The sequence below is a fragment of the Ralstonia sp. A12 genome (genome assembly GCF_000801955.1).
Classification (GTDB): Bacteria; Pseudomonadota; Gammaproteobacteria; order Burkholderiales; family Burkholderiaceae; genus Ralstonia.
The window spans coordinates 730,609-742,538 of the sequence record NZ_JSZO01000001.1 but is presented as its reverse complement, the minus strand read 5'-3'; the positions used below and the strand labels follow the sequence as shown (position 1 = coordinate 742,538).

10 protein-coding genes and 3 tRNA genes are annotated in these 11,930 nt (G+C 64.8%); 11 read left to right on the top strand and 2 right to left on the bottom strand.

Features of this window, described 5'->3' with window-relative positions; genetic code table 11:
* Positions 1 to 53 precede the first annotated feature (53 nt).
* From pgsA to PI87_RS03370, 4 genes are all read left to right on the top strand, one after another.
* A complete protein-coding gene (gene pgsA / locus PI87_RS03385; RefSeq protein ID WP_039596220.1) occupies positions 54 to 629 on the top strand; it encodes a CDP-diacylglycerol--glycerol-3-phosphate 3-phosphatidyltransferase in 576 nt (191 codons plus the stop codon).
* Between the two features lie 136 nt (positions 630 to 765).
* Positions 766 to 841 (top strand) — tRNA-Gly (locus PI87_RS03380).
* Between the two features lie 53 nt (positions 842 to 894).
* Positions 895 to 970: transfer RNA gene (locus tag PI87_RS03375), tRNA-Gly, on the top strand.
* A 92-nt stretch (positions 971 to 1,062) separates the two neighbouring features.
* A tRNA-Cys gene (locus PI87_RS03370) sits at positions 1,063 to 1,136 on the top strand.
* 49 nt (positions 1,137 to 1,185) lie between these two features.
* Here the strand turns inward: PI87_RS03370 and PI87_RS03365 are convergent.
* Positions 1,186 to 1,647 carry a winged helix-turn-helix transcriptional regulator gene (locus tag PI87_RS03365; protein WP_039596469.1) on the bottom strand — a complete coding sequence of 154 codons (462 nt, stop codon included), beginning with the start codon at positions 1,645 to 1,647 and terminating at the stop codon, positions 1,186 to 1,188.
* 102 nt (positions 1,648 to 1,749) lie between these two features.
* On the opposite strand from PI87_RS03365, the gene PI87_RS03360 reads away from it, so the two are divergent.
* The 6 genes from PI87_RS03360 (at position 1,750) to PI87_RS03335 (ending at position 9,317) form a co-directional block, all read left to right on the top strand.
* Positions 1,750 to 2,991, top strand: a complete 1,242-nt coding sequence (locus PI87_RS03360; protein WP_039596219.1) for an MFS transporter — start codon at positions 1,750 to 1,752, stop codon at positions 2,989 to 2,991.
* Positions 2,992 to 3,405: 414 nt separating this feature from the next.
* Positions 3,406 to 4,119, top strand: coding sequence for a response regulator transcription factor (locus tag PI87_RS03355; protein ID WP_039596218.1), 714 nt, complete (start codon positions 3,406 to 3,408; stop codon positions 4,117 to 4,119).
* Positions 4,103 to 5,809: a FecR domain-containing protein gene (locus PI87_RS03350; protein ID WP_039596217.1), complete on the top strand. Its 1,707-nt coding sequence runs from the start codon at positions 4,103 to 4,105 to the stop codon at positions 5,807 to 5,809. The genes PI87_RS03355 and PI87_RS03350 overlap by 17 nt, the downstream gene beginning before the upstream one ends.
* A 4-nt stretch (positions 5,810 to 5,813) precedes the next feature.
* Positions 5,814 to 8,129 (top strand): CHASE2 domain-containing protein, encoded by a 2,316-nt coding sequence (locus PI87_RS03345; protein ID WP_039596216.1) that lies wholly within the window; start codon positions 5,814 to 5,816, stop codon positions 8,127 to 8,129.
* 225 nt (positions 8,130 to 8,354) lie between these two features.
* A complete protein-coding gene (locus PI87_RS03340) occupies positions 8,355 to 8,555 on the top strand; it encodes a hypothetical protein (protein ID WP_039596215.1) in 201 nt (66 codons plus the stop codon).
* A 57-nt stretch (positions 8,556 to 8,612) separates the two neighbouring features.
* Positions 8,613 to 9,317 carry a response regulator transcription factor gene (locus PI87_RS03335; RefSeq protein WP_039596214.1) on the top strand — a complete coding sequence of 235 codons (705 nt, stop codon included), beginning with the start codon at positions 8,613 to 8,615 and terminating at the stop codon, positions 9,315 to 9,317.
* Positions 9,318 to 9,650: 333 nt separating this feature from the next.
* On the opposite strand, the gene PI87_RS03330 is transcribed toward PI87_RS03335, so the two are convergent.
* On the bottom strand, positions 9,651 to 10,406 hold the full coding sequence (locus PI87_RS03330; protein ID WP_039596213.1) for a FadR/GntR family transcriptional regulator: 756 nt from the start codon (positions 10,404 to 10,406) through the stop codon (positions 9,651 to 9,653).
* Between the two features lie 105 nt (positions 10,407 to 10,511).
* On the opposite strand from PI87_RS03330, the gene gudD reads away from it, so the two are divergent.
* Positions 10,512 to 11,864, top strand: a complete 1,353-nt coding sequence (gene gudD, locus PI87_RS03325) for a glucarate dehydratase (RefSeq protein ID WP_039596468.1) — start codon at positions 10,512 to 10,514, stop codon at positions 11,862 to 11,864.
* Positions 11,865 to 11,930: the final 66 nt, after the last annotated feature.

Sequence of the window (11,930 nt, the reverse complement as noted above, 5' to 3'; positions counted from 1 at the left end):
ATCTTGCTGCGTCGGTGCATGACCCGGCGCAGCAGTTGCTCTCTCGACTTGCCATGCCTTTCAACTTCCCGATCCTCCTGACCTGGCTGCGTGTGGCCATGATCCCGCTGGTGGTGGGCGTGTTCTACCTGCCGGACACTTGGATGGCGTTGCCAGCCAAGAACCTGACAGCCGCGGTGTTCTTCATCGTTGCAAGCCTGACCGACTGGTTTGATGGCTTTCTCGCGCGCCGCTGGAATCAGACCTCGTCCTTTGGTGCCTTCCTCGATCCGGTGGCCGACAAGCTGATGGTGGCCGCTGCACTGTTGGTGCTGCTGGCGCTGGGCCGCGTGTCAGACGTGATCGCACTCGTCATCATTGGCCGCGAGATCACCATCTCGGCGCTACGCGAATGGATGGCGCAGATCGGCGCTTCGAAGAGTGTGGCCGTCAACTTCCTCGGCAAGTTGAAGACGACCTTCCAGATGATCGCGATTCCGCTGCTGCTGTTTGAGGGCAAACTGTTCGACGTGATCGACGCGCATGTGTGGGGCACGTGGCTGATCTACGTGGCGGCGGTGCTCACGCTGTGGTCGATGGCGTACTACATGAAACTCGCCTGGCCGCAGATTCGCGAGCGCGCAAAATGAGCCTGCAAAAACTCTTGCGCAAAAAGTGTTGACGAGCAGGATTCTTTTTTGCCATAATCTCTTTCTCGCGTTGCAGTGATGTGACGCAAACGGTCTGGCAGCACAAAGGTAGTACGGCAGTGCTGGTAGCCAAAATGCGGGAATAGCTCAGTTGGTAGAGCGCAACCTTGCCAAGGTTGAGGTCGCGAGTTCGAGCCTCGTTTCCCGCTCCAGTTTTACATGTGTGGCCGTGCTGATGTGGTGGCATGGCGGCATAACCGGTTACGCGGGAATAGCTCAGTTGGTAGAGCGCAACCTTGCCAAGGTTGAGGTCGCGAGTTCGAGCCTCGTTTCCCGCTCCAATCCCGAAGGGAAGCCTTGCTTCCCTTTTTCTTTATCGGCACGGCAAACACGCGGTTCTTCACGAATTGCTACAATGCGGTGCTGAGCCCTTGGCGGGGTAGCAAAGTGGTTATGCAGCGGCCTGCAAAGCCGTGTACGCCGGTTCGATTCCGGCCTCCGCCTCCAGAATGCAAAAAGCCCCGACTGGTTCGGGGCTTTTTCTTTGGCGTCGCGCTTAGCTGCGTACTTTGACCGCCACCTTCCGCACCTCTGTTTCTGTCGCCTGTATCGCACGGCCGTCGCGCGTCATGGGTTGCATTGGCGCGAGCGGTTGCTCGGTCTGCTTGTCGACCAGCACGGAATGCTTTTCGCCGCGCGCAAACAGGTGCGCTTCCCCCCATTGCCGCAGACCAACCACCAGCGGGAAAAGCGCTTCGCCCCTGGGGGTCAGCACGTACTCCTGATACGCCGTGCCGTCGGAGGCTGGGGCCACGGCAAAGATGCCGTGCTCGACCAATAGGCGCAGGCGGTCGGCCAGGATGTTGCGCGCGGCACCAGTGCTCTTCTGGAATTCGCTGAAGCGGCGCAGCCCGTCGAAGGCGTCGCGCACGATCAGCAGCATCCAGCGGTCGCCAACCACGTCGAGTGCACGGGCGACAGGGCAGGAGGAATCGTCGAAGCGTTTGCGTTGAACCATGGTCCATTGGCCGCGAATGGCCGTTTCGGTCAAGTGGTTGCATGATAAAACAAGTCTGCCTAGACTCATCTGGTTTTAATTTGAAACTAGATGGGGTGATGCATGGCTGTCGATTCTCTTGCTGCTGATTCACCGAGGGCGGGTGCCGTTCCTGCGCCTCCTTTATCGCGGGCTTGGGTGGCAATGCTGGCGATGTGTGCAGCTGTCAGCGTGGCCAACGTTTACTTTGCGCAGCCACTGCTTGATGCGTTGGCACATGACTTTGCGCTGAGCGAGGCCTGGGCCGGCGGCATCATCGGCGCGACCCAGGCAGGATGCGCGCTGGCGTTGGTGCTGGTCGTACCGCTGGGCGACCGCTGGCCACGCAAACCGCTACTGCTTGCCCAACTTGTGCTGCTGACTGCAGCGCTGCTGGGCGTGAGCCTGGCGCAAACTCGTTGGCCGTTGCTGCTGGGGATGTTGGGTGTCGGTTTGCTGGGGACCGCGATGACGCAGGGTTTGATCGCTTGTGCGGCCGCGTTGGCATCGCCGTCGGAGCGCGGCCGCGTGCTCGGCGTGGTGCAGGGCGGTGTGGTGATCGGCTTGCTGCTCGCTCGGACGGTGGCGGGTGGGATTGCCGACGCCTGGGGCTGGCGAGCGGTGTACGCCGTGTCGGCGAGCGTCTCGGCGGTGATGCTGGCTGCGCTGTGGCGCTGGCTGCCGACACCGGCGATGGCGTCGGTGCCCATGCACTACGGCGCGCTGTTGCGTTCGATGTGGCAACTGCTGCTGAGCGAGCGCGTGCTGCAGGTGCGTGGCCTGATCGCCTTCCTGATGTTTGCGGCGTTCAGCGTGTTCTGGAGCGCGCTGGCCTTGGCGCTGAGCGCGCCGCCGTATGCGTTTTCGCCGGCGGGCATTGGTGCGTTTGGGCTGGTGGGGGCGGTTGGCGCGCTGGCGGCAGCACGTGCCGGGCGCCTGGCTGACCGGGGTTGGGCGCAGCCGGCCACGGCCGCCGCGCTGGGGCTGCTGCTCATCGCTTGGCTGCCGTTGGGGTGGGGCTTGCACCATCTGGCGTGGCTCGTGGTCGGTGTCATCCTGCTTGACCTGGGCGGGCAGGCCGTCCACGTACTCAACCAAAGCCTGATCTTCCGCTTGCACCCGGAGGCGCATAGCCGGCTGGTGGGTGCCTACATGCTGTTCTATGCGGCCGGCAGCGGGCTCGGCGCGATGGCCTCGACAGCGATGTACGCGCGGGCGGGTTGGTCGGGCGTGTGTCTCTTGGGCGCGGCCATCAGCTTGGCGGCGCTGGGGTTCTGGGCGGCAAGCGCGGCGTGGATGCGCCGGCCAGAGCCGGAGGCGCGCTAGCCAATCCCCGCTTTGGTGGGGCCTGCCGGACCGGTGTATACCCGGCAGGCCTGCCATTCGATAAGCCGGGCCCTATACTTTTCGAAGAGGTCTGCCTTGTTCTTGCGTAGTGAAAAATGATAGAACACGATACATCCTTGGCTCTGTGTCTAGGTTTTCACAATTGTTTGCAATATGACAGGGGCGGCCTTTTAGGATGACCTGGGCTCAAGTCGATAGGTAAGGCATGTCGGCGGCCTGGGTAAGGTCTTGCGCGGGAGTCGGTGCCGCGCCGGAGGTGGCCGGTGGATCAAACCATGATGCGCTGGTCCGGGACCCCGATCACAACGACAAAGGGAGCGAGCCGGCGTCCCATGTAGCGGCGGCGGGAGCCGGCTCAACAGCCGGGCCCGGAGCGGGGAAAGGGCAGTCCAGATGGCGATACGAATTGCCTCGGTAGAAGACAACCAGGCGCAATCGGAATTGATTCGAGAGATCCTGATTTCGTCCGGATACGAATGCGAGTCTTTCAGTAGCGGGGACGCCTTTGTCAAGGCGCTGCGGGATCGAACTTTCGATCTGCTGTTGCTTGACTGGCAGTTGCCGGACATCAGTGGCATCCAGCTTGTGAGCTGGGTGCGGCAGACGGTCGGCCCGGCGCTGCCGGTGCTGTTCCTGACCAATCGCTCGCTTGAAGACGACGTGGTACGCGGGCTGGCTGCCGGCGCGGACGATTACGTCATCAAGCCAGTGCGCCGTGCCGAGCTGGTGGCGCGCGTGGGCGCGCTGCTGCGCCGCGCGGCACCGCGCACGAGCGAATCCCTGGAGCGCATTCGCGTGGGCCCGTACGCAGTGGACCCGATCGGGCGCGTGCTGACGCTGAACGGCTCACAGGTTGAGCTGTCGCCGCGCGAGTTCGACCTGGGGCTGTACCTGTTCCGCAATGTCGGCAAGCTGGTGCCGCGCGAGCTGATCGAGCAGGCAGTCTGGGGGCGCAGTATCGGTCCGGATTCGCGCACGCTTGCCACGCATATCTCCAAGCTGCGGCTCAAGCTGGATCTCAATCAGAAGAATGGCGTGCGGCTGGTCTCGGTGTACTCGCATGGCTATCGACTCGAAACCACACAAGAAGATGGCGAAGCAGGTTGAAGCGTTTCGACGCGATGGATTCGGGCGCGCCGCGGTTGTCGGCGCGCTTGTTGTTTTTGGGGGTGTCTGGCAGGCGGCGGTGGCTCAGCCTTCTGGCGCAGACGGCAGCGATTTCCTGTATCGCGTGCAGCCGGGCGATACGCTGATCAGCTTGGCTGACCGCTACATGAACAGCGTCGAGGGCTGGCGCCTGCTGCAGCAGCGCAACCACGTCGCCGATCCGTACCGTCTGCAGCCGGGCTCTGTGCTGCGGATTCCGTTTGATCGCATTCCGGTGGTGCCGGCTACGGCGCAAGTCGTGTTTGCGCGCGATGCCACAACGGCCGATCACAAGCCGCTGCAGGCCGGTATGAAGCTCGCAGAAGACACGCAGATCGAAACCGGCGACAAGGGCGCCGTCACGCTCGCGTTTGATGACGGCACGCGCGTGACCGTGCCGCCGGGCAGCCGCGTGGCGCTGTCGCGCGTACGTGCGTTTGCGCGCGCCGGGCTGATCGACGTGCGCGTGCACGTGAAGCAGGGCGAAGCCGAGTCGAATGTGTCGCCCAAGAAAACCGGTGTCGGCCGCTATGAGATTTCCACACCGGCACTTGTGACGGGCGTGCGCGGCACGCGCTTCCGTGTGCAGGCAAGCGCGTCCGTATCAACGAGCTCCGTGCTCGAAGGTGAGGTGGCCACCAAGGCTGGCCGCCAAGCGCAGGCAGTCAAGGCGGGGTTTGGCGTGCAGGTTGCGGGCGGGCACCTCAAGCGTGCGGCGCTGCCGGCTGCACCCAAACTCGATGCGATTCCGGATCTGGTGCAGAAGCCGTGCTTCCGCGCGACATGGCAGCCCGTCAAGGGTGCGGTTGCCTATCGTGCGGCGGTTGCGAGCGATGCTGCGATGACTGAGCTGAGCGCCTACCAATCGAGCAAGACGCCAGGTGCCACGCTGTGCGGCAATGAAGACGGCGACTACACGCTGGTCGTGCAGAGCATCGATGGGCTCGGTCTGACCAGCGAGTCGGCCACGCGACCTTTCACGGTGCGCCTGCACCCGGAAGCGCCGTACACGATTCAGCCCGCAAGTGGAAAAACCTATCGCAGCGGCGAGGTGGTCTTCGCATGGGCGACGGTGTCTGACGTGCGCAGCTATGACGTGGAAGTGGCCGACGCAGAGACCTTCGCAGCGCCGGCCGTTCAGCAGCGTGGGCAGGACGTGCGCGTGACCAAGACGTTGGGCGCGGGTACTTGGTGGTGGCGTGCCCGCTCGGTGGCCGAGGACGGCAAGACCGGCCCGTGGAGCGATGTGCTGCGCTTCCAGACACTCGATATTCCACTTGGCGCCGTGCCGCCGGCCTCCGTCGATGCGGGTGACGACGGCATGCTGCACGCTCACTGGTCTGCGCTGACGCCCGAACTGGCAGCAGCCGGTGCGCGCACGCGCGTGCAGCTTGCCAGTGACCCGACCTTCGCCAAGCCCGTTGCCGACATCGTGAGCGACGGCAGCGAGGCCGCAATTCCGCAGCCGCCGGCCGGTACGTACTACCTCCGCACGGGCGTTGATCTGGGCGACCCGGCATCCGTCGTGTATGCCAAGCCGCAGCGCATCGACGTCGGCGCGTTCGTTGGTGATTCGTCGCGCAGCCCAGTGCAGAGCGGCGGCGGCAACCTCCTGCTCAATGACTGGTCGGGCCGCAGCACCCCTCGCTGACCCGATGCGTGCGGCTCCGCACAGCAGGCTGCGCTCGCTGGCGGAGTGGGGCGTGCTGGTGCTGCTGGCCACGCTGCTGACGATCGGTGCGGTGCGCTGGAGCGTGGTCGAGCGGCTGGACGCCGCGCTGTACGACACCGTGATCACGCTGCACGGGCATCCGGCGCGTGATGACATCGTCATCGTCGCCATCGACGATCAAAGCCTGGATGCGGCGGGCCGCTGGCCGTGGCCGCGCAGTCGCCTGGCCGATCTGCTGGCACGTGTAGGGGCCGCACACCCGCGCGGCATCGGCGTCGATATTCTGTTCATCGAACCGGATCTCGCGCACCCAGAGGGCGATCGCGCGTTGACCGCGGCTGTCGCCCAGGCCGGGCATGTCATCCTGCCGGCGCTGCCGGAGCGCACGGAGCAGGGGCGCGTTTATCACTATCCATTCCTCGGCATCGAGGCCACGGTTGCGCACATCAATGCTGCTGCCGACGCGGACAGCGTGGTGCGCGGCGTGTATCTGGCCGAAGGCCCGCACGGACATGTGCTCGATCACCTCGCGGTTCAACTCGCACGGCTGGCGCCACAGGCACCGGCTTCGACGCCTGCATCGATCGACCTGGAAACCGACGCCGGCGGCTGGACGCGGCAGGCGCATATCCGCCTGAACTTTGCCGGGCCGGCGGGTACGTTCCGGCACGTGCAGGCACTGGATGTGCTCAATGGCCGCGTGTCGCCCGATGTGTTTGCGGGCAAGCTGGTGTTGATCGGGGCTACGGCTTCGGGCGTGTCGGATATTTTCGCCACGCCCACTTCGCGCACGATGAGCGGCGTGGAGGTGCTGGCCAACGCCACGCAAACGGTGCTGGACGGCACCGCCATCCTGCCCGCGCCGACGGGCGCGTTCTGGGTGATCACGCTGCTGCCGCTGCTGATGACCGCATGCGCGGTGCGGTGGCTCACGCCGCGTATGGCGCTTGCCGTGTCGCTGGCGAGTGCGGCGGCGCTGCTCCTGGGCGTGGTTGGCATGCTGGTGCTGGGTAACCGGTGGCTGCCGCCGTTTGCCGCGCTGGTCGGGCCATTGGTGCTGTATCCGCTATGGAGCTGGCGCCAGCAGGAAGCGGCTTTGCGCTTTCTGCGCGCCGAACTCTATCGCCTCGCGCGCGAGCCCGGCGTGCTCACGGACACGGCGCCGCTGGCCCGCACGGGCCGTACGCTCGGTGCACACATGGATGCGGTAGCCTCGCTCATCGACAAGCTGCGCGGGCTGCGCCGTTTCCTGGCGGATGCGCTGGAGAGCCTGCCCGATGCCACCGTCATCTGCGCACCGGATGGCGCCATCCGGCTAGCCAACGGCCGCGGCGCAGTCCTTGCTGGGCAATCGAGCACGCCGGGCCAGAACCGCGCTGCCGCGCTGCGCGATCTGTCGAGCCTGCTGGCCCGCGCGTTTTCCGACCCGACCGCCGGCGAGCGCTACTGGGCGCACTGGTTGACCGAGCCCGACGCCAGGCTGGAACCCGTCGAGCTGCACACGCATGACGGCCGTTCGATGCTCATGCACGCCGCCGCCTTACGCGACGACGCGGGCCGCCCCGTCGACATCATCGTCAGCTTTGCCGACATCACGCCCGTGCGCCAGGCCGAGCGCCACCGTGAAGAAGCGCTGCGCTTCATTTCGCACGACATGCGCTCACCGCAGAGCGCCATCCTCGCGCTCATTGAATTGCAGCGCGATGCTTCGCGGGCGCTGGATCGCGAAACGCTGCTCTCGCGTATCGAGCAGCTATCGTCGCGCACGCTGGAGTTGGCTGACACCTTCATCGACCTGGCACGCGCCGAATCGCAGGCGCTCAAGCTGGTGGATGTGGATCTGGTCGGCCTGGTGCTCGATGCCGCCGACGAGGTCTGGGCACTGGCGAATCGCCATCAGGTCGAGGTGCGCGTGCACGCCGACATCGAAGCGCCCGTGCGCGGCGAGCCGCGTTTGCTGGTGCGTGCCTTGGTGAACCTGCTCAACAACGCTATCAAGTTCAGCGCGTCGGGCTCGGTGGTGACGGTCTCGGTGGGGGTCGACGACGCGATGTTCACGGTGGCTGTGGCCGATCAGGGCGCGGGCATCGCGCTGGCGGATCAGCCAAGGCTGTTCCAGCCGTTCCATCGTCTGCACGAAACAGGGGCCAATGCGCCGGCGGGCGCAGGTCTCGGCCTCGTCTTCGTGAAGACCGCCATTGAGCGCCATGGCGGTCGCATTGCCGTGCAAAGCGCACCGGGGCTGGGCTCCACCTTCACGATCTGGCTGCCGCGCGGGCCGCTTCACCGCAACGCCTGACCACGGAGCCGTCGGCGCCATCGGCAACCGCACACACGGTGCGGCGTCTGCCACTTTCCTTTTTCAATCATTTGCAATCCGCTTGTCTGGTGGCCCTACAGTTCATTGGCCGACTGGCACAACGTACTCGGGTGATGCACCCGATCGAGAGACGGCAGCACCTGAGCGAGAGCCGGAAGCACAGGCAGAAGCGAACCACGCAAAACCGGCGCCGAGGTGCTACCCATGTTGAGCAAGACCGCAACCGATGTGCTGAGCGAATGCGAATACGAACACGTTCGCATGCAACTGCACCAAGCCCTGCGCGGCAACGGGAATCTGCCGCAGGATGCGCGGGTCTGGCTGGCTGGTCGGCGTTTATCCGCTCCGCGCGGCGAGGGCATCGTTTGGGTTGATGCGCGCCAGCGCGATGTTGCTTGCAGTTGATTTACGCGATGCACGCGTTTTATGCGCCTCGCGGCCCCTCCAGAAAGAGACCGAGCCATGAAGATCGGCCTGATCGACACGCACGTCGCCCGCCAACAGGCAATTCATTCTGCGCTGCAGCCCTCGCGCTTTGAATGTGTGCCGCTGTTCCTCTCCCGTCAGGTGTTCGAGGCCATCGACCTGCACGGCATCAACCTGCTGATGGTCGGCGCGCATGCCCATGACATGCCGGGCCTGTCGCTGGTGCGCACCGTGCGCGAACGCGTGGGCCCCGGCATGGCCATCGTCTACCTTGCCGACGGTCAGGCCGATGTCGAGACCGCCGACGCACTGAATCACGGTGCCGATCTATGTTTCCAGGGCGATATCCGCCCGCCCGAGCTGCTCGCCCGCCTTGATGCGCTGATCCGTCGATTTGCCGTCAGCCGTGCGGTGCGCGCCTCCGAAATCTGCCTGGGGCCCTATACGATTGACCGGCAGAACCGTTCGATCCGCCTGCGGGACACCCAGGTGGCTGTGCATGCGCGCGAGTTCGAGTTGGCGTTGCTGCTGTTTGCGAATGCCGGGCGCGTGCTGTCCCGTGCGGACATTGAGCTGGCGTTGTGGGGCCGTGAGTTGAGCCCGTATTCGCGCACGCTCGATACGCACGTCTCCCGCCTGCGCAAGAAGTTGCTGCTGGGCAACGAAAATGGCCTGCGCCTGCGTGCAATCTACGGACAGGGTTTCTGCCTGGAGCGTGTGATGGAAAGCGTCGTCGGTTGATGCAGTCGCGCTGAGCGCGCCCCCGCGCAGTACGAAGCCCCGCCAGTCGGGGCTTTTTCGTTTGCTGGGGAAGGAGAGGGGGCAATGCCCAAAGAAAAACGCCCTGACACTCGGGACAGCAGCATCAGGGCCAAGTAGATCGCGGCTCTCTCTTCCGCGACCGGAGCGCACCCACGAGGGGTCGGTGCCTATTCAGGTTACGTGGCTGGCACCGACACAATGCAAATCTTTATCAACACCAGACCAGATACTGAGGTTCGCCAATGTGTGTCGATTTGTTATAAGACGTCGTACAACTAGGGGTCTGATCGCCCATTCGGGCGCTGCAAGGGTTCAGGTAAAGGTTTCCGGCGCGGGTGTGTCGGCCAAGTCGTGTGCGCGGCGCAGCCGTTCGCGGCTGTTCGACAGGTGCATGCGCATGGCGGCGCGGGCGGCTTCCGGCTCCTTGCGGGAGATGGCCTCGAAGATGCTGTGGTGCTCGCGATTGACGGTGGCGCGCGATTCCTGCGAGTTTAGATAGCCGACCTGCGATGCGTCGATGCGGCTGCGCGGGATCAGCGTCTTACCCAGTTGGTCGAGCACGGTCACGAAGTGCTGGTTGCCGGTCGCGCGCGCAATGCTCAGGTGGAAGCGCAGGTCAGACGCTGCGCTGTCACGGCCGGCGGCCTGATCTTCTTCAATGGCTTCGAGCGCCTGCCGCAGCGTAGCGAGCGCCTCCGGTGTCGCGCGCTGCGCGGCCAGGCCGGCGCATTCGGTTTCCAGTGCCACGCGCAGCTCCAGCATGGCCAGGATGTCGTGCAGCGTGGAGGCGGCACCCAGTTGGATGGTGTTGTCTTGGCGCGGCGGCAGCACAAAACTGCCGATGCCGTGGCGTGTCTCGATCAGCGCCTTGGCCTGCAAGCGTGAAATGGCCTCGCGTACCACGGTGCGACTGACGCCCAGTGCTTCCATCAGCTCCGATTCGGTGGGTAGCTTGTCGCCGATGCGCAACTCGCCGGTGGTGATGCGCTGCTTGACGTAGTCGACCACCACTTCCGCCAGGCTTTGGGTGCGGCGCGCGAGCGTTGCGGGGGAGCCTGGGGTGGGCATGCTGTCTCCGGAGGGGTTTCGGGTTTACCAGGGGTAGTTCTGAGTGGATGCGTCCATTATATTCCGTTCCATGTTGTATGACGACTGATAACGTACGTGACGGCCATGAATCACAACTCTGCTGAATCCACCCTGCGCACGCCGCGCATCACCCGCCTCCAGGTCATTCCCGTGGCCGGACGCGACAGCATGCTGCTGAACCTGAGCGGCGCGCACGCCCCGTTCTTCACCCGCAACATCGTCATCCTGGAAGATTCCGACGGTCATACCGGCGTGGGCGAGGTGCCGGGCGGCGAGGCGATCCGCAAGACCATTGAAGACGCGACGCCGCTGGTGGTGGGGCAGCCGGTTGGCGCATACAACAACGTGCTTAACACGGTGCGCCGGCAGTTTGCCGACCGCGATGCGACCGGGCGCGGGCTGCAGACGTTTGACCTGCGTACCACCGTGCACGCGGTCACGGCGTTGGAAAGCGCGTTGCTGGATTTGCTGGGACAGCACCTGGGCGTGCCGGTGGCCGCCCTGCTGGGGCAGGGGCAGCAACGTGCCAAGGTGCCGGTGCTGGGCTACCTGTTCTTCGTGGGCGACCGCAAGCGCACCAACCTCGACTATGCCGACGGCAGCGACGCCACCGACGACTGGACCCGCGTGCGCCACGAAGAGGCGCTCACCCCCGAAACCGTCGTGCGCCTGGCCAAGGCCGCGCACGCCCGCTACGGCTTCAAAGATTTCAAGCTCAAGGGCGGTGTGCTGAGCGGTGATGACGAAATGGTTGTCACCACTGCGCTGGCCGAGGCTTTTCCCGACGCACGCGTCACTCTGGACCCGAACGGTGCGTGGTCACTGGAAGAGGCCATCCGCCTGTGCCGCGACAAGCACGACGTGCTGGCCTATGCCGAAGACCCGTGCGGTGCCGAGGGCGGCTACTCCGGCCGCGAGGTGATGGCCGAGTTCCGCCGCGCCACCGGCTTGCCGACCGCCACCAACATGATCGCCACCGACTGGCGTCAGATGGGTCATGCGATTCAGTTGCACTCGGTCGATATTCCGCTGGCCGATCCGCACTTCTGGACCATGCAGGGCTCCGTGCGTGTCGCGCAGATGTGCGATGACTGGGGCCTGACCTGGGGCTCGCACTCCAACAACCACTTCGACATCTCGCTGGCGATGTTCACCCATGTGGCCGCTGCCGCGCCGGGCAACATCACCGCCATCGACACGCACTGGATCTGGCAAGACGGTCAGCGCCTGACGCGTGAGCCGTTCCAGATCGTTAGCGGCGAGATCGACGTACCCGCTGTGCCGGGTTTGGGCGTGACGCTCGACATGGCGCAAGTGGAGAAAGCGCACGCGCTGTACAAGCAGCACGGGCTGGGTGCACGCGACGATGCAGCCGCCATGCAGTGCCTGGTGCAGAACTGGACGTTCAACAACAAGCGTCCGTGTCTGGTGCGTTGATGTAGGCAGATCCCGGGGCGGTCTCAGACCGCCTTTCAAATAATAAGAAGTATCTGGAGACGAATC

Excerpts from the sequence above, each read along its gene's own strand:
- pgsA (WP_039596220.1), top strand. The coding sequence starts at position 54 with ATGCCTTTCAACTTCCCGATCCTCCTGACCTGGCTGCGTGTGGCCATG.
- PI87_RS03365 (WP_039596469.1), bottom strand. The coding sequence starts at position 1,647 with ATGGTTCAACGCAAACGCTTCGACGATTCCTCCTGCCCTGTCGCCCGT.
- PI87_RS03360 (WP_039596219.1), top strand. The coding sequence starts at position 1,750 with ATGGCTGTCGATTCTCTTGCTGCTGATTCACCGAGGGCGGGTGCCGTT.
- PI87_RS03355 (WP_039596218.1), top strand. The coding sequence starts at position 3,406 with ATGGCGATACGAATTGCCTCGGTAGAAGACAACCAGGCGCAATCGGAA.
- PI87_RS03350 (WP_039596217.1), top strand. The coding sequence starts at position 4,103 with ATGGCGAAGCAGGTTGAAGCGTTTCGACGCGATGGATTCGGGCGCGCC.
- PI87_RS03345 (WP_039596216.1), top strand. The coding sequence starts at position 5,814 with ATGCGTGCGGCTCCGCACAGCAGGCTGCGCTCGCTGGCGGAGTGGGGC.
- PI87_RS03340 (WP_039596215.1), top strand. The coding sequence starts at position 8,355 with ATGTTGAGCAAGACCGCAACCGATGTGCTGAGCGAATGCGAATACGAA.
- PI87_RS03335 (WP_039596214.1), top strand. The coding sequence starts at position 8,613 with ATGAAGATCGGCCTGATCGACACGCACGTCGCCCGCCAACAGGCAATT.
- PI87_RS03330 (WP_039596213.1), bottom strand. The coding sequence starts at position 10,406 with ATGCCCACCCCAGGCTCCCCCGCAACGCTCGCGCGCCGCACCCAAAGC.
- gudD (WP_039596468.1), top strand. The coding sequence starts at position 10,512 with ATGAATCACAACTCTGCTGAATCCACCCTGCGCACGCCGCGCATCACC.